The sequence below is a fragment of the Streptomyces flavusporus genome, assembly GCF_046267975.1.
GTDB lineage: Bacteria > Actinomycetota > Actinomycetes > Streptomycetales > Streptomycetaceae > Streptomyces > Streptomyces flavusporus.
On the sequence record NZ_CP176503.1, the window covers coordinates 1,846,115 to 1,863,014 of the forward strand.

Consider the following 16,900-nt stretch of genomic DNA (forward strand, 5'->3'; position numbering starts at 1 on the left):
AGGCGCCGGTCCAGGTGGCCAGGAGGGCCTGGAGTTCGCGGAGGACCGCGTAGAGGGTCAGGCCGGCGCAGGGGCTTTTGGGTCGAGCCTGAGCATGGTGCAGAAGGCCTGGGCGAGGGACGCGAGGGTGACGTGGCGGTGCCAGCCGAGGTAGTTGCGGCCCTCGAAGTGGTCCAGGCCCAGACCGTCCTTGAGCTCGCGGTAGTCGTGCTCAACTCACCATCGGATCTTGGCGATTCGTACCAGTTCGCGCAGTGGGGTGTCGGCGGGAAGCGTCGAGAGCCAGTAGTCGGTTGGCTCGGCGGAGTCGGGTGGCCACTCGACGAGCAGCCAGCAGTCGGGCAGGGAGCCGTCGGCGGCGCGGCGGATGGTGCGGTTGGCCGGTCGGACCCGCAGGGCCAGGAACTGCGAGCGCATCTCGGCGTTCGGGTTGCGTCTGGTGGCCTTGCTGCCCTGGCGCCAGGTGACGGTGCGGGTGGCCGCTCGGCCGACGGCCAGGGCCAGGGCGCGCAGGGTGGTGTGCGGTTGGGGGTAGGCGGACACGGGAGGGCGGCCCTGCCCGGAGTACGGCGGGCGTTGGGGTGTGGCATTGCCGGGGTGCGCGGTCGTGGTGGCTTTGACCGCGACCGCGTAGGTCAGGCCGCGCTCGGTCAGGCCCTCGCGAAAGCCGGTGGCGTCGCCGTATCCGGCGTCGGCGGCGACCGGAAGGTCGGGCAACTCCCAGTTGTCGCGCACCTCGTCGAGCATGTCCAGCGCCAGGCGCCACTTCTCCCGGTGCCGCTCGGTGTCCGGGATTCCCGCCTTGGCGCGGCGGCGCCGGATCGCCTCGGCCATCAGCGCGTCCTCGCCGTACTTGGTGTCGTCCCAGCTCTCGGGCAGGAACAGGCGCCAGTCGACAGCCGATGACGCACGGTCACTGACCAGGTTCACACTGACGCCGACCTGGCAGTTGCCGCGCTTACCCAGGGCGCCGCAGTACATCCGCGCCACCCCCGGTGAGTCGTAGCCGTCCTTGGGGAAGCCGACATCATCGATCGCGTACGCCTCGGGAGAAATGTGCGCGGCAGCCCAACGGGCCAGCCGCTCACGGACCTTGGAGTAGTCCCAGGTGGACGATGAGACGAACTGCTGCAGCTGCTGGTGGTCCACGCCCAGGCGCTCGGCCATCGACTGCATGGACTTGCGCTTGCCGTCCAGCATCAGCCCGCGCAGATACAGCTCGCCCTTGGCCCGCTGGTCCCGACGCGCCAGCGAACCGAGCATCTCCGCCGCGAACGCCTCCAGGCGCGGGCGGACCGTCTCCATCTCCTCAGGTGTCACACCTGACAGAACATCACAATCTACCTGACGATGATCAATCGGGGTACCTAACAAAGCCCTACTAGGCGTCACCCAACTGTCGAAGTCCCAGTTCAGCGCGATGGCCCGGCATCTGGACGAGCAGATCGCCGCCTTCCGCAACCGGCCCCTGGACACCGGGCCGTATGCGTTCGTCTGGGTCGACGCCCTGACCCAGAAGGTCCGAGAAGGCGGCCGCATCATCAACGTCCACGCCCTGATCGCGGTCGGCGTCAACGCCGACGGCCACCGCGAGATCCTCGGCCTGGACGTGGCCACCGCCGAGGACGGCGCCGGCTGGCTCGCCTTCCTGCGCTCGCTCATCGCCCGCGGCCTGTCCGGCGTCCGGCTGGTTGTCTCCGACGCCCACGCCGGCCTGGTCGACGCGATCGGCGCGGTACTGCCCGGCGCCTCCTGGCAGCGCTGCCGCACTCACTACGCCAGAAATCTGCTGAGCCAGGTCCCCGAGTCGGCCCAGCCCTGGGTGGCCACGCTGCTGCGGACCGTCTTCGAACAGCCCGATGCCGACGCGGTCCAAGCCCAGATGCGGCATGTCCTGGACGCGCTGGAGGCCAAGTTCCCCAAAGCCGCAGCCCACTTGGACGCCGCCCAGCATGACCTGCTGGCCTTCACCGCCTTCCCGCGCGAGATCTGGCGGCAGGTCTGGTCGAACAACCCGCAGGAGCGGCTGAACAAGGAAATCCGCCGCCGCACCGACGTGGTCGGCATCTTCCCCGACCGCACCGCCCTGATCCGGCTCGTCGGCGCGGTCCTGGCCGAGCAGAACGACGAATGGACCGAAGCCGCCGCTACATGGGCCGCGAACTCCTCGCCAAAGCCCGCCTTGCAGCAGCTGCTTGGCATAGGAGCAAGCGGACGTGACCCGAGACGCTTCATCGGCCAGAGCTTCGGCGTTCGGGTCCGGCCGACTCGTGAGCGCCGTACCTCCCCTGAGCTTTCCACACGTTGCTCGCGCGTCGAGTCTTGCCACAATTGCACCCCGTTCCAAGCCGGGGGTCGTTTACTTACTTATCGTAAGCCCTTCGCCCAACCCGGATCAGCCCCAGGCACAGTCCTCGCCGTCGCGACTTCGACGGCGGACCGACTCACTCCAGGCCTTCAACCCGTGAGTGGCGGCGGATGGATCCAGTCCCACAGGCTCGACCGATGCCGTCGGTAACTGGCCCGACCGGCCCCGACAGAGCCGCCCTTCACGGCTCTGCGACGCAGATACCTCAACATCCGAAGTAACTTACTTTGATTAGTGTCTAACTGCCCGCTTGGGGAGGCGGACACCGCTGTCGGATCGTGTACGTGTGCCTCCCGCCGCTGGGCCGAGCACCAAGCCGCACGACCCAGCCCGACGCCCTGCGGTGTCGCTTCTGGACGCTGGGCCCGTGGCATGGGCGCCGAGAGCACGCCGACGGTTCCGTGCCAGAACGACGCACGAAAACATCCCCCTAGATACCTGGAAGTCACCATGGCAACTCTGCTGTACCTGGATTCCTCCCTCTTCCCGGGCTCCGACTCCGCCTCCCGGACCGTGGCGCTGACCTTCCGCGACGCGTGGCAGGAACAGCATCCCGACGGCACGGTGGTCTACCGCGACCTCGCAGCGAACCAACTGCCTTGTATGGACGTGCACGCCTTTTCTGCGGCGCCGACGGACAGCTCGTCCACACTCCCGAGCAGGCCGCGGGGTTCGCCGGGCGTCTGAAGCTGATCGAGGAGCTGGAGCGGGCGGACACCGTGCTGATCGGCGCTCCGATGTACAACTCCACGATCGCCTCGACACTCAAGAGCTGGATCGACCACGTGCTTTTGGTCGGCCGTACCGCAGGGGACGCCTCCAGCGTCAAGGGTCTGCCGGCCACCATCGTCGCGAGCCGCGGCGGGTCCTACGCCCCGGGCACCCCTCGGGAGCACCACGAGTATGTTCAGAACCATCTGCAGGCCATCCTCGGCGAGTACATGGGCTTCGACCTCGACTTCATCGCCCCCGAGCTGACCGCTGCGTCCTCCAATCCGGCCATGGCGGAACTCGTGCCCCTGGCCGAGGCGTCCTGGGCAAAGGCCACGCATGACGCCGCCGTCAAGGGCAAGGATCTCGCCCAGTGGATCGCCACACCGTAAGCCGACCCGACATGCCAGGCAGTGCTGAGGGTCCACGGTACGGGCGCCGGTCACACTCCCTGGCCACGAGTTTCCTCGCAGCCATGCCCGGCGCCGACGACGCGGCTCCCTTCCAGTCGCCGCGTCGTCTGTCCTCCTGTCTCGTGGATGCGGCGTCCTTCAGAACCCGCTGGGCTTGACCGGCTCCAGTTTGATGCTGAAGTGACGGAGGATCGGGGACTGGTCGACGATGCGGTAGCCGTGCACGGAGCTGGGTTCCTTGGCGATGTCTGCCAGAGTCTGGGCGACGTGATCGTAGTGGCTGCGGGTGTACACCCGACGGGGCAGCGCCAGGCGCACGAGTTCGTAGGGAGCCGACTTGATGGGATTGCCCTGATCGTCTTCCTCGCCGAGGTAGAGGGATCCCAGTTCTGCTGAGCGGATGCCTCCGCGGAGGTAGAGCTGACAGGCCAATGCGTGGCCGGGGTACTGGTGGGGCGGTACGTGGGGCAGGAGCCGCCCGGCGTTGAGGTAGAGGGCGTGCAGGCCGGCGGGCTCCACGATGTCGACGCCGGCGGTCCTGATGCGGTCGGCGAGGTGTCCGGCGATGTCGGCGCGCTCCGCCAGGTAGGCGGGCTCGGTCACCTCCACGAGCCCTTGGGCCATCATGTCCAAGTCGCGTCCGGCCAGGCCGCCGTAGGTGGCGAAGCCTTCGGTCGCTATGAGGAGGCGTTCGCACCTCTGGGCGAGTTCGGGGTCCTTGAGGCCGATGAAGCCGCCGATGTGGACGATTCCGTCCTTCTTGGCGCTCATGATGCACCCGTCGGCCAGGCGGAAGGCCTCTTCGGCGACCTGGCGGGGGGTGCGGTCCTGGTAGCCGGATTCGTGACGGGTCACGAGCCAGGCGTTCTCTGCGAACCGCGCGGCATCGAGGATCATGGGAACGCGGTGGCGGCGGCACAACTCGGCGGTCCGCCGCAGGTTGTCCATGGACACCGGCTGCCCGCCGCCGCCGTTGTTGGTGATGGTCATCACCACGGCAGCCACAGGCGAGTCCTGGGCGCTCTCCAGTGCGTGCCGCAGGCCCTGCAGGTCGATGTTGCCCTTGAAGGTGTGCTGGCTGTCGAGGTCTTTGGCTTCGGGACAGGGAAGGTCACGGGCCAGGCAGCCGGCCAACTCCACGTTGGCGCGGGTGGTGTCGAAGTGCGTGTTCGACAGGACGGTGCTGCCAGGTGTGAGAAGCGAGGAGAACAAGATGCGTTCGGCTGCGCGTCCTTGGTGGACCGGCAGGAGGTGCGGGTACCCGGTGAGCTCGCTGACCGTTTCGTGCCAGCGGTAGAAAGAGCGGGAGCCGGCGTAGGACTCGTCGCCGTCCATGCCGGCGGCGAGCTGGGCGGCCGAGATCGCGCCGGTTCCCGAGTCGCTCAGCAGGTCGATGGTGACCTCGTCGGCGCGCAGATCGAACAGGTTGTAGGAGACCCGTCGCAGGGCTTCCTCACGCTGCTGCTGGGTGGTGAGGGGGATGGGCTCGACGACCTTGATGCGGTAAGGCTCCACTGGTCCTTCTTTCTGACGTTCCGTGGATCACTGCGTGGGGGGGCTGAGTGGCGGCCGCGGCCGGCCGGTCACTAGTCGGCGCCTGGCCGTGGGAGGTGCGGCAGCGGGGGGCGCACCGCGTATGCCTCGGAGGAGACGTACGCGGTGATGCGGGGTCGGCGGTCGCGCTCGTGAGCCAGCGCCAGGTAGGCGATCAGACCCACACCGTCGGACAATTGCCGCGTGGTGAGGGCGGCCAGGGCGCGGCGCAGTACCGAGGGGTCCATGCCGAAGTGGGTCAGCAGGGCGGTGGCGCGGGCGAGGGCTTCTTCGTCGTTGCGGACGTAGTCGCGGACGGGGATGTGCAGGGTGAAACCGCTCGGTCGGCCGGATGCGCTGTCGGTGAAGGAGTGGCAGGCCAGCGCCGGCCGCCTGCCCAGTCGTGTCTCGGGTTCGCTGCCCGCTCCGGTGGGCCGGCGTCCTCCTGCGGCGATACGGAAGAAGGTCGCCACGTCTTGCGGTGCGGGGCCGGGCTCCGCGCGGTTCAACGCGCACGCGTCGGGTGCCGAGAGTCCGGGATGAGTCGTGTACACCTTGACGCGGGGGGTTTCCCAGGCGCCCAGGTCGAGGGCGAGGAAGGGATAGGCGGCCGTGTCGGGGAGCGCGGCGAACGCCTGGCGGTGGCCAAGTCGGTGCAGTGCCTCCTGCACCGTGGCGGCGGCCTGCTCGGGGCCGGACGCGGCGGGATTCAGGTAGATCTTCACCCCTGGGATGCCGCCGGGGCGCAAGTCCAGCGCATACCAGAGGGCCAGGGTCCCTTGGGGGGAGGGGGGCAGGAACAGGTCCTCGAGGCAGTCGAGTTGGGCGGTGGAGAAGTGCCAGCGGCGGGCCATATCGTGGATGACGGCGAGCCCGTGGCGCCCGTTGTCGGCCATGCCGGCGGCGGTGCAGCCGGGTTCGACCAGTACCCGCAGGGCGGGGGCGGCGCCCGGACGGAAGGTCAGGGAGAACTCGACCGGCGTGTGGTCATCGGAGATGAAGCTCGGCGAGGGAGGCGGCAGGGCCAACGGACGCCCGGACGCGCTCCCGAGAGAGTCCACCAGGATCTGTGCGTAAAGTGCCGCGTCCGTGTCCGTCAGGCCCACGACAGCGCTCAGGCGCAGCAGTTGACCGACGACGTGGTTGCCGAGTGTGAGGCTGTGTGCGTCTGTGGCCGGTGTGTCGGTCGCCGGCGCCGTACTCATCGGGCCCCCTGGAGCACGGGGCGGCGAGGAGCGCGCGAGGGGACGGTCTCGGCAGGGGCAAAAAGATACCCGCCGGTGAGGGCGGGTATCCGGCCATTCGGCCTGCCTGTCTCAGTACCTATGAGGAAGATCTCCTCCTGGGAGAACGGGTGAAGCGGCCGGGGGGTGGAATGCTGAGTGAGAGTGGAAGCGGCGTTCGGCTCCACTGTCCCTCCTTTACCGTGTGACGACTCAGGTACCCTGCGCAGCTCTACCCCAGCGGTTGAACCTTCATGCAGTAGGCGGTGGCTGCCACCCCATGACCTGTGTCACCCCATGTCGCAGTGTGTCTCACGTCCTCAGCCAGGTGAGGAAGGAGCTCCACATGCCGCCGCGTTCCTTGGTCGGGGCCGCTGGGGATGCCGGGCGCTGCACTGCCTGCGCCTGCTGCGGCTGTGCGCTGTGCCGCGGCGTGGCGGGGGTGAAGCGGGCCGGCAGTTGTGCCAGGGCCCGGTTGAACGGGCCGGGCCGCCAGGTCAGGCTCTCCTCGGGGACGGCGAGTTCGACATCGGGCAGCTCGTTGAACAGGTGCTCGATGGCTGCCAGAGTGATCAGCCGAGCAGGTTCCTTGGAGGGGCAGGCGTGCGGCCCTGCGCTCCAGGCAAGATGGGCCCGGTTGCTGCCCTGTCCGGTTGCGGACCGCGCCGAGGCGCCGTTGGCGGCCTGGAAACTGACCAGCACCAGATCGCCGGCGCTGAGTTTCTGCCCGGCGAACTCCATGTCCCTGGCCGGGTAGTGAGGCGCGTAGTTGGACATGGGCGGGTTGTGCCACAACGTGTCGTCGAGTGCCTCTTCCACCAGCCCGCTCTGTGTATACCGGTCGTTGGTCAGCAGCAGGTGCAGGGTGTTGGCGATGAGGTTGCGCAGCGGCTCCGCGCCGGCGCCGAGCAGCAGTACCAGCTGGTGGGCCATTTCCTGGTCGTTCAGCTGGGCTGGGTGCTGCATCAGCCAGGACGTGACGTCGTCGTCTGGCTGCGTCCGCTTGAGAGCCACCAGTTCGCTCACGGCCTGGAACAGGACCTCGTTGGCCTTCTCGGCGTTGATGCCGTCGAAGATGCCGGAGATGCCGAACATGACCCGGTCGCCGACCTCCGCCGGGCAGCCGAAGAGCTCGTTGAAGACAAGGAGCGGAAGCTCCTTGGCATAATCGTTCAACAAGTCGGCGGAGCCGCGGGCGCTGAACTGGGCGATGAGATAGCGAGCGACCCGATCGACGTTCTGGCTCAGTCGGTGGCTGCTGACACGCGCGAAACTTTCGGTTACGGCCTGGCGCAGCCGCAGGTGCTCGGCGCCGTCGGTGAACATGCAGTTGGGCCGGTAGGCAAGCAGGGGAAGGACGGGGCTGTCCGGGCTGATCCTGCCCTCGTTGAGATCCCGCCACTGGCGCGCGTCCTTGCGGAAGTCACCCGGATTCTGCAGCAGGTCCAGCGACGCCGCGTAGTCCGTCACCAGAGTCGCTTCCACACCCGGGGCCAGTTCGACGGGTGCCGTCGGGCCGTGATGGCGCATGTAGGCGTAGTACGAGTGAGGATCGGCGGCGAACTCCGATGTGTACATGGGGATCGGCTGACCGCTGCCGTGGGCGGGGCAGCCGGGCGGCGGGACGGGGGTCGGTTCGCTGGTCATGCGTGCTCCAGAGCGGCGCGTGCGTGTAGGTATCGAACGAGAGTGATCAGCGCTTGCGCCGATGACCTCTCGTCGCGAGCGTCGATGACGACGACCGGGGTGTCAGGCAGCAGGTCGAGCGCCTCTCGCAGCGCAGCCTCGGTGCGTACCGGCGTGCCATCGAAACGGTTGACGGCGATGGCGTAGGACAGCCCGTACTGCTCGATCAGATCGATGACGGCGAAGGAGTCCGCCAGCCGCTCAGGGTCCACCAGAACCAGGGCTCCCAGGGCGCCACGCGCCATGTCCTCCCAGATCTGGATGAACCGCTGCTGCCCGGGCGTGCCGAACAGGTAGAGCACCACCTGGTCGCTGATGGTCAGGCGCCCGAAGTCCATTGCGACCGTGGTCGTGGTCTTGCCCTGCACTCCCTTGAGATCGTCGACCGCTTCCGCCACCCGCGTCATGTTCTCCTCGGTGGACAGCGGCGGGATCTCGGAAAGGGTGCGGATGATGGTCGTCTTGCCGACGGCGAAGTGACCGACGACCAGGATCTTCACCGCGGTCTGCTCTGCGCCGCCCCGGACATAGGCGGCCTCATCCAAAGTGCGCGTGGAGTCCATCCAGCACCTCCTGGAGAAGCTGTGCGTCAGCGAGACGCGCCCGGGGCACGGGCGCTCGGGTGATCAGGTAGCCCCCCTCTGCGAGGGAACTGAGGAGGATCTTCACCACACCCAGCGGGAGCTCGGTGTGGCCGGCGAGCTCGGCGACGGAGAGGTAACCGCCGGAGCACATGTCCAGCACCGTCTGCTCCTCGGGGGAGAGCCGGTTGGGGCGCTGCCGCTGGTCGCTGGCCGTCGTCACGAGAGTGATCAGGGAGAACTGGTCCTCGGCAGGCAGACCACGCCCGCGGGTGATGACGTAGGGCCGTACTAATTCTGCGGCTTCAGGCTCATCGGGGGTGTTGTCAGTCATGAGAGGTGACCGATGTCCTCGCGGGGCGAAGTCGCCAGTTCCTTGCCCAGCTGGCCGACCAGCTGCTGCATACGGAACGTGATGTCTGCCATGTCGATGTCGGCAGCCGCCGAGACCGCGAGGTAGGCGCCCTCACCGGCAGAGATGAGGAAGACCCAGCCGCCGTCGAACTCGACCAGGGTCTGGCGCCACTGCAGGTCCTCACCGTCGCAGAAGAAGGCCAGGCTCCGGCTGAGTGACTGCACACCGCTCATCGCGGCGGCGACCGTGTCGGCCGAGTCCCGCCCGAGATCTTTCGTACGGGCCATCAGCAGACCGTCGGCCGAGACCAGGACCGCATGAAGGGCCCCGGGAATCTCCAGGGCACTGTCGAGCATCCATGACAGGTCGTTCTTCACGAGGAGGTCTCCGGTCCCTTGCGTGCTTCCTGGCTCGATCGGCGCATCGCGTCCAGCGGTGCGGCGCGGCCGGTCTCGGTCCCCCGTTGAAAGGCGCCCATGATCGACGCGGTCTCCTCAGTGGAGCGGGCAGGCTGGCGCTGTCTGCCTGGGCTGCTCGGCACAACAGCCATGGGCCTTTGCTTGCGCCGGCGCTTGGGCAGCCCGTCGGCCGTTGTCGCCGGAGCGTTGGCATCGGCCCCCTCCGAGCCATCTCCTTCTTGGAGAGCCGCCATCGGCTTCTTTGGCTCCGGCATGCTGGTCAGCAGTTCCTCCGGGACGAGCACCACCGCGCGGACACCCCCATAGGGAGATGTGGAGTCGACGGAGACGGTGAAGCCGTAGCGTTCACAAAGCGCACCGATCACCGCAAAGCCGAACTGCGGAGGGTTCCCCAGCCCGGAGACGCCCGCGGCGCGCGCGCCGGACAGAAGTTCCCCTGCCTTGGCCTTCTCCTCCTCGTTCATGCCGACACCCGCGTCGTCAACCACGATGCAGATGCCCTTGGGCACAGACCGAACATTGATCTCGACCACGGTTTCCGGAGCCGAATAGCTCGTCGCGTTGTCGAGCAGTTCGGCCATGGCCAGGGCAACAGGCTCGACGGCCCGGCTCGTGATGGCGAAGTCGACCTGCGAGAGGATCTCGACCCGCTGGAAGTGGCGGATCCGTCCCTGCGCGCTACGGATCACGTCGTACACCGAAGCAGGATCGCGCTGTCGGCCCAGCCAACCCTGACACAGGACAGCGATGGACTGAGCCCGCCTCCCGAACTGGGAGTTCATGTGGTCGATCTCCAGCAGATCCTGGAGAATCAGCGAGTCTCCGTACTTCGCCTGCAGCTCGGAGATGACCAGCTGCTGCTCGGCAGCGAGTCCCTGGAGCGTCCGCATGGCGGACTTGAGCACCGTCTTCGTTGCGTCCTCGGCCCGCTCTTCGGCCTGTCGGACGACCTCAGCGTAGCCGCCCTCCAACTGGGCGTTCGAGGCCTGGAGCTCGTCGCTTCCCTTCCTTAACCCGCGTATCGCCTTTCGCTGGCGAACAATGACCGTAGCTGCGGCAGGGGTACCGGCAACGAGCGCCCAGACCGCAGGATCCAGCATGTATTGCGTCATATGACTCTCTTCAAGCGACTGAAGCCCAGTAGCCGAAAACCTGCCGTATGTGTCCCGGCAGGCGGCAGTGCTCGGTGGGCCAGCCAGCAGGGTCACGGACCCGTGGCCCGCTTGGCAAGTGCCAGGATCATACCACTCGGCTTAGCTGACGGACCGTCAAGTAGCTCGTTCAAGCCGCGACTTGGTGAAGATCTACGTGTCCTCCGGTGGAGAAGATGCGCACTCGAGCAACCTCTCGTTTGCGGGCCGGGGTGTACTCGGCGAGGAGGGCCCGCTCGTCATGCCCAACGGTCGAAAGCCCCGCCGTCCGCGTAGTGCTGCTCCCCATTCCTCGCCGGTGACGTATCCCAAAGCCCTGCTCCTCATCCGGTGCGGTGACGGCGCGGGCGTTCAGGGACGTCCTGCGGCGCGGAGGCAGGCAAGGATGCGGCGGCCCCGCGGGAGAACAGTCTGATCCCGTCCAGCTCGATGTCCTTCCAGCGCCCTTGCGGAGTGCGGAGCCGTCGCCGGACGGCCGTCCACGTCATGCGCTGTCGGTGCATCACCCCGCCGACCACCCGCCACCGGGCGCCTCGCATTCATCAGGTTGGTGGGATTGGGCAGGCGTCACCGGGGATGTCCGCTCGGTCCTTTTCCTTGCCCTTACGGCACTTGCTCATCGGACCCATTTCGAGGAGCAGGAATGCCGGCAAGCACGGCATCGGGGCACGTTGGAGATCTGAACCCGGCACTCCACACCATCGCGCCGTGCCGCCCGCGCGTCGGCGACGGCCCGAGGTCCGACCGCCGCAACACGGCGCTTCCGGCGACCTGCGCGCCGGTCAACAGGAAGGACACGCAAGGAGAACCCTGCCGAACCTCAGTGACCGCGACGAGTTGGACCCGCTCATCGTGAGGACTCACTACGGCGACGACCGTGCGTGGGATGCCCTGCAGCAGTTGCTGCTGCCGCCTGCGCAGGATGCGGACACCGACGTCCCCTGCTTCGTCGACGACCCCCAGTGGGACGGCGCGAGTGTCGACGACGTCCTGGCCGCTGTCGCCGCGGACGAAGAGCTGCGCAAACACCTTCGAGTCGTCTTCCTCGCCGACCGCTTGACGATGGAGGCCGTCGACCAGCCGCTACTGGTGGTGACGACCACTACTCGGGACGAGTGTGAAGACGACGAGGAGTGGGAGTTTGTTGTCGAGTACGGGCGCGAGTTCCGCGCAGTCCATGGTCTGCTGATGGGACACCAGGCCGGCGATGGCTTGGACGGTGTCGATCCACTGGCCCATCGGCAACGGAGTTGGGTACATGCCCGTCGCTCGTGCCGCGACCATGCGTGTCCCGCACAGCGCCGGTCCGTTCCGAACGCGCGTACAGCGCAATTGGCCCGTCCCCGCCCAGGGTGTGGACGGGCCGTCGCTCACGCGGCGGTGGTCAGCGCTTGCTCCACTTCTGGTTGTCGGTGCCGGCGCAGCTCCACAGCTGGAGCCCCGTACCGTTCGCGGTCCCCAGGTCCCTGACGTCCACACACTTGTCGGCCTGCGGGTTGACCAGGTCGTGGGCGGCGTTCAGCCGGAACTGCTGGGCCGGTCCGCCGTTGCAGGTGGCCAGTTGGATCACAGTGCCGTTCTGCGTGGAAGCCCCGGCCGCGTCCATGCACTTGCCCATGGAGCGGACCGTGCCGTCGGACTTGAACTCCCACTTCTGAGCGGCGGAACCGTTGCAGTCCCAGACCTGGAGGGGGGCACCGTCCCTGCTCGTGCCGCCGCTGACCGTGATGCACCGGTTGGAGTCGTGGCTGAACACGGTGACTCCCGCGACCTTAGGAGGGGCCTCCGTCGTGCTCTGCGCGTTCGGCACGGACGCCTGGCCCGCGCCAGGAGCGCTCCCAGAGGCCGTCCTCGTGGCCGACGGCGTCGCGCTCTGCCCCGGGGCGGGATTCCGGCCGCCCGGTGCTGTCTTGTCACCGGCCTCGCCGCTGGGGTTGCCGGAGTGGTCGGGGTTGCCGGAGGAGCCGGGGCTCCCGGCCTTCGCGCCCGCCCCATCTGCGCTGCCCGGCGTGCCGTGCCGAGTGGGTGCGGCGGAGCCGAGATCGGCCGGAGCGACACCGGCCGCGCCTCCGCTGAGGACCGTCCCGTCGGTCGGCGCCGCGGACGAGGTCCTTCGGGTCTCGTCACTGCCTCCGCTGACCAGGAACGGTACGGCTATCAGGCCTACGCCGGCGATGGCGGCGCCGGCCAGGAGGCTCTTCCTGACCCGTGCGGGATCGTCCGCGGTCGTGCTGCTCGCGGTCGCAAGGTCACCGGCGGCGTAGGCGTCGGCCGACGCTGCTGCCTGGCTCTCCCCCGCCGCAGCGGCGGCAGCGGCGGAGTCGCGGCCGTCCGCCTCTCCGACCGCGTCAGCGCTCGTTTGCGGCTCGGAATTCCTGTGGAGGCCAAGGGCGAAGAACCGTCGGCCTCGTCGGCGGCTCTCCCCGGAACCGGTGCCCGCCGACTCGCCGTCCGCCGACTCGCCGTCCGCCGACTCGCCGTCCGCCGACTCGCCGTCCGCGGAGTCGGAGTCCGCGGAGTCGCCGTCCGCGGAGTCGCCGTCCGCGGAGTCGCCGTCCGCGGAGTCGGAGTCTCCGGAGCCGGACGACGGTCGACCCGGCCTCGCCGAGGTGGATCCACCGGAGGCGGGCTCCCGGCTGTCCGGATCCGGCATGGTCCCGGTGGCGCCACCGGTGCCCTCGGCCGCTGTCGTGGAGGCACCCCCTGGGGACGTGCGGGCGGCCCCTTCCGGCACGGCGGGCGAGGACGAGGAACTGTCGGTGCTCAGCTCAGCCGACAGCCGCGCCAACCGCGCGGCGGCTGCGGACAAGGACGAACGAGCCTCGGCGGACGCCCCGTCGGGTGAAGCCCCGGGGGATGCCGAGGGTTCCGTGGACATTCATGCTCCTTCGCGTGAACTGGCGTGTGTACTGGAACATCCTGAGTTCGATGGCAGACACCGGGCCTCAAGAGATGTGAGGGTTACAGCGGGGTGGGAGGGCCCTGGTACGTGACACTGCGGCCTCCGCGATGCACACCAGGCCAGCTGGGCACTCCTGCTTCGGAGGCTAGCGCCTGTGGTGGCCACTGTGATCCGTCACGAGGTCGGGTGCCCTTTTGATCGGGCCGGAAGAGGACCCATCGGCCCTTGACACGAGCGCCGTCACGGCGTGCTGGACGATCCACACCGCTCGACCCCCTCATGAGGGGACCGGACCGGCTCGAGTGCCAGCATCGGCCCACCCACTGGGTCACCCGGCACACGGTCGCCGGCGAGACGCCGAACAACGGCGCCAGCTGCCGCATCGTGAGATGCGTGCGGTAGTAGACCGCCAGCAGCACCCGCTCGGCCAGCGTCAGCCGCCACGGGCGTCCCCGTCCACAGCCTTCGCCACCACGCTAACGGACCGCTTTCAACAGCCGCCCGAACTGATCCACCCGCAGGCCCGTGAACGTCTCCACCCACACCCGCTCAGCCCTCAACAGCCCGGCCTTACAAGGGAGAGGCACTGAACTCAGCCTTCTGCAGCACGCTTTAATGGCGAAGGGGTTCGAGCCGCCGCCAAAGCGGTGAGTGATCGAGCGGACCTTCGGCTGACCAACGCCGCACCGCCGTCTGGCACGGAACTACGAAGCCCTGCCACAAAAGGTTTCAGGCAATGCCCCTCAGTACTCTCGCAGCGTGTCGTGTCCCGAGCTGCGTCGTCGGTAATGACAGCGGCGAGCGATGGCCCGGCGGCGGCTTTCGTACTCGTCCATGCCACCCTCATTCTTCACAGCCTGGAAGCACTCCTATCCACTACCGTGTCCGCCGCAGTGCCCGTGAGAACCAAGAACACTGCCCTAATGCACCCACCGCTTTGAGAAGCGGCACCAAAGGTGTATGCGGTGTATCAGAATCGTGTACATGACGTACGCACATACCTCTGTCCGAACCTCCTGGGCCCGCATCGACGCGTGGCTGCAGCACCACGCCCCAGCGACATTCGCCCAACTGGCTCCGCCGGCGGACCCACATGAATACGACTTGGCACAGAAAGAAATGGGACTGCGTTTTCCTGCAGGCCTCTTGGAATCTTTGGACTGCCACAACGGGGCAGAGCCATACACCACCGCGCTTCCTCAGGAAACTCCTCTCTCATTGGCGGGGATCGTCGATTTCTGGCGCACGCGAATGACCATCATCGAAAGGAAGGAGGAGCCAACTGAATCACTCAATGAAGACGAAGAACACTGGTGGCACCGGCTATGGATTCCATGGGCCGCCACCGACGGTGACGCGCAGGTTATTGATATGCGGCCAGGTCCAGGACAGGGCAGAATTGGGTTGGCACTTCTGGACGGTAATGGGAATTTCGATGGCGATTGGGGCTGGCCCTCGTTGGAGGCGTATCTATTCCAGGTGGCAGAGGCCTTGGAATTCGGGGACTCTGTGGGAGATCTTGTCCCCTACCTTAAACCCAATGGTGAATTGTGTTGGGCGTACTCCACCGACATAGAGCTCGACGGTTACGAGATCACCCCAGCACCTACAACACGGTCCCGCTGGTAACGCGCAGGGCGAAAGCACTGAATCTTCATCGTCATGCCAGTGACGATTGTTGAGTCCGCAGGTCACGCGTCTCACGCCACGGCAAGAGGAGGCCGCATCGGCCTCTGGCGGGACCGCGGTCGAGGTGGCCGCAGTAGATCAGCCGTGTCCGGTGGCCGGGCTTGGTGCAGACAGTGCGGCCGTCGAGACACGCTCGGTGCCCGTCGCGGTGACCCGCACCACCGGGGTGTGGTCGTCGGCCCCAGGTTCGGCCCTTGGGCGGCTTCAAGCGCTGGCCGGCCTCGTCCTCGCAGCAGAGCCAGGCGCCCAAGTCCGCCGCCCTCTGTTCATGACGGACCACTGCTCGTCCTTCCACAGGGCGATAATCGCCTCATCCCGCCCTGTGGCCGTGCGGGACAGGACCTGCGCACTCCAGCCGATCCGGTGCAGCAGCAGGTCCGGCCCGGCCACGGTGTAGTCGACGCCGAACCGGAGGCGCACGATCTCGGCGATTCTCGCCGTCGTCCAGCACTGGTCACTCCAGCCGGAAGCGGACGGACCGGCATCCAACACCGCTGTCAGAGCGCGGAGCTGTCTCGGTCCAGCTTGCAGCGGGCGCCACCGGCCCGCGTGGAGACCAGGGCCTGTCGACCGCCTGAACCCAACACCCGTATCGCGAGCGGTTCGCTTTGAGATCTCTAGGGCACGATGTGCTGCCCGACTGCCCCTCCACGTCGCATAGTTCAGTTTCCAAGTTAGTCATCGACACTATTGTGCGACGGCAAAAATGCGGCCGGACACCCGCTCACATTCCTGGGATACGAGCACGGATGGGGCGGCGTGGAAATCCGTCAGCAAGGACGTCGGGCACACCCGCAGGCGACACGGCTGTTACAGGACGTCCGCGCTGTGAACCACCTGTGAGCTTTCCCGATTTGGTTGTACGAGGGCAGCAGCACGCTAGGGCCGATTTACCGCCCCTACGCGAACGTCGGCCTTCACCCCGCCCGTTGCGGTCTCGTCCATGATGTTGCGCGTGCTGGCCCGTACGCCCAGGTCTTCCCGGTGTTCGGCCACCGTCCTCCGCAGAACCTGCTCGAACCGCTCGACGATGAACAGCTCGTTCCTCTTCAGGAAGGACCTGACAGGTCGGCTCAGCGACGTGCGCAGCGTTGAGAAGGGATTCCGCAGCGCCGCTGGAAGCATGTTCTTCGTAAGGCCTGGGAAGAACCGCTGCGCAAGGGGGTACGCGGACACGTGGCTGAACATCAGCCAGGCATAGCCGTACAGTTCGTCCACCCCGGCGACCCGGGACAGGTAGGGGAGCTGCATCGCTCTCACATCTCGGCCCAGCATGCCGGAGGCGAGGCCGCGCTGTGAGGTCTTCAGCGAATTCGCGGGACGAGGCCATTGCGTTCGCCAGATCATCAGACGCACCGAGTCGGTCCTGTACCAGCGCCGACAAATGGCTCACCCCGCCGATGGGGACACCGACGGTGAACTGTGTGTACGCAGCGTGGTGCTCACCCGCCGGGGACGGATACACCAGCAGCCCCTCTGCCTCGGGGTGACGGTCCAGTCCCTCTCGGGCAGGAGTTCACGCAGGGGGATCGCGCGGCGCTCCCGGTCGGTTCTGCGCAGCAGCTCACGAGCGTGCAGGTGCCACGACAGGCCAGTCTGCCCGGGCAGGAAATGCGTTTCTCCGGGCAGGACCGCGAGCGGCGGGAACACCGGTTCCGGAATGGGCAGACTTCTCCGTTGCGGCTCTTCCCGCGGTCGGGTCGGAGGCAAAGGCGGACACCGGCACGCCTGCTTCCCCGGCGGCCTGCTCGATCGCCTTGTCGACCTCGGCCTGCTGTGCCTGCTTGTCCGAGAGGCCGGCTTCCCGCACACGACCAGGCCCGTCCTCGTCGCTCAAGACGGCGACGGTCCCGAGTCGCGGGTCGCCCG

At 67.5% G+C, this 16,900-nt stretch carries 11 protein-coding genes and 5 pseudogenes; 4 read left to right on the plus strand and 12 right to left on the minus strand.

What is annotated here, in order from left to right:
- Positions 1–57: 57 nt before the first annotated feature.
- Positions 58–1,320: pseudogene (locus ACKTSN_RS08960) on the minus strand (IS701 family transposase).
- 61 nt (positions 1,321–1,381) lie between these two features.
- Here ACKTSN_RS08960 and ACKTSN_RS08965 point away from each other — a divergent pair.
- Both ACKTSN_RS08965 and ACKTSN_RS08970 read left to right on the plus strand, forming a co-directional pair.
- Positions 1,382–2,220, plus strand: a pseudogene (locus tag ACKTSN_RS08965) (IS256 family transposase); the annotation flags it as partial.
- 598 nt (positions 2,221–2,818) lie between these two features.
- Positions 2,819–3,471, plus strand: a pseudogene (locus tag ACKTSN_RS08970) (FMN-dependent NADH-azoreductase).
- 159 nt (positions 3,472–3,630) lie between these two features.
- Here the strand turns inward: ACKTSN_RS08970 and ACKTSN_RS08975 are convergent.
- The 7 genes from ACKTSN_RS08975 to ACKTSN_RS09005 form a co-directional block, all read right to left on the minus strand.
- Positions 3,631–5,007 carry a tryptophanase gene (locus ACKTSN_RS08975; RefSeq protein ID WP_409468589.1) on the minus strand — a complete coding sequence of 459 codons (1,377 nt, stop codon included), beginning with the start codon at positions 5,005–5,007 and terminating at the stop codon, positions 3,631–3,633.
- A gap of 71 nt (positions 5,008–5,078) precedes the next feature.
- Positions 5,079–6,230, minus strand: coding sequence for a tryptophan dimethylallyltransferase family protein (locus ACKTSN_RS08980; RefSeq protein WP_409468590.1), 1,152 nt, complete (start codon positions 6,228–6,230; stop codon positions 5,079–5,081).
- A 330-nt stretch (positions 6,231–6,560) separates the two neighbouring features.
- Entirely contained in the window at positions 6,561–7,895 is a 1,335-nt protein-coding gene (locus tag ACKTSN_RS08985; protein ID WP_409468591.1) for a cytochrome P450, read from the minus strand.
- A complete protein-coding gene (locus ACKTSN_RS08990) occupies positions 7,892–8,497 on the minus strand; it encodes a GTP-binding protein (protein WP_409468592.1) in 606 nt (201 codons plus the stop codon). The genes ACKTSN_RS08985 and ACKTSN_RS08990 overlap by 4 nt, the downstream gene beginning before the upstream one ends.
- Positions 8,472–8,849: a DUF742 domain-containing protein gene (locus ACKTSN_RS08995; RefSeq protein ID WP_224738842.1), complete on the minus strand. Its 378-nt coding sequence runs from the start codon at positions 8,847–8,849 to the stop codon at positions 8,472–8,474. Before ACKTSN_RS08995 ends, ACKTSN_RS08990 begins: the two co-directional genes overlap by 26 nt.
- Positions 8,846–9,247 (minus strand): roadblock/LC7 domain-containing protein, encoded by a 402-nt coding sequence (locus ACKTSN_RS09000; protein WP_224738841.1) that lies wholly within the window; start codon positions 9,245–9,247, stop codon positions 8,846–8,848. Before ACKTSN_RS09000 ends, ACKTSN_RS08995 begins: the two co-directional genes overlap by 4 nt.
- Entirely contained in the window at positions 9,244–10,401 is a 1,158-nt protein-coding gene (locus tag ACKTSN_RS09005) for a sensor histidine kinase (protein ID WP_409468593.1), read from the minus strand. Before ACKTSN_RS09005 ends, ACKTSN_RS09000 begins: the two co-directional genes overlap by 4 nt.
- Positions 10,402–11,016: 615 nt before the next feature.
- Here ACKTSN_RS09005 and ACKTSN_RS09010 point away from each other — a divergent pair.
- On the plus strand, positions 11,017–11,910 hold the full coding sequence (locus ACKTSN_RS09010; RefSeq protein WP_409468594.1) for a DUF6924 domain-containing protein: 894 nt from the start codon (positions 11,017–11,019) through the stop codon (positions 11,908–11,910).
- Here the strand turns inward: ACKTSN_RS09010 and ACKTSN_RS09015 are convergent.
- Together ACKTSN_RS09015 and ACKTSN_RS09020 are read right to left on the minus strand one after the other, a co-directional pair.
- Positions 11,825–13,318, minus strand: coding sequence for a ricin-type beta-trefoil lectin domain protein (locus tag ACKTSN_RS09015; RefSeq protein WP_409468595.1), 1,494 nt, complete (start codon positions 13,316–13,318; stop codon positions 11,825–11,827). The genes ACKTSN_RS09010 and ACKTSN_RS09015 overlap by 86 nt on opposite strands.
- A 229-nt stretch (positions 13,319–13,547) precedes the next feature.
- A pseudogene (locus tag ACKTSN_RS09020) lies at positions 13,548–13,929 on the minus strand (helix-turn-helix domain-containing protein); the annotation flags it as partial.
- Between the two features lie 397 nt (positions 13,930–14,326).
- Between ACKTSN_RS09020 and ACKTSN_RS09025 the strand changes: the two are divergent.
- Entirely contained in the window at positions 14,327–14,971 is a 645-nt protein-coding gene (locus ACKTSN_RS09025; RefSeq protein WP_409468596.1) for an SMI1/KNR4 family protein, read from the plus strand.
- 97 nt (positions 14,972–15,068) lie between these two features.
- Here the strand turns inward: ACKTSN_RS09025 and ACKTSN_RS47535 are convergent.
- Positions 15,069–15,621 (minus strand): annotated as a pseudogene (locus tag ACKTSN_RS47535) (winged helix-turn-helix domain-containing protein); the annotation flags it as partial.
- Between the two features lie 289 nt (positions 15,622–15,910).
- Positions 15,911–16,387, minus strand: a complete 477-nt coding sequence (locus ACKTSN_RS09035) for a hypothetical protein (protein ID WP_409468598.1) — start codon at positions 16,385–16,387, stop codon at positions 15,911–15,913.
- Positions 16,388–16,900 lie beyond the last annotated feature (513 nt).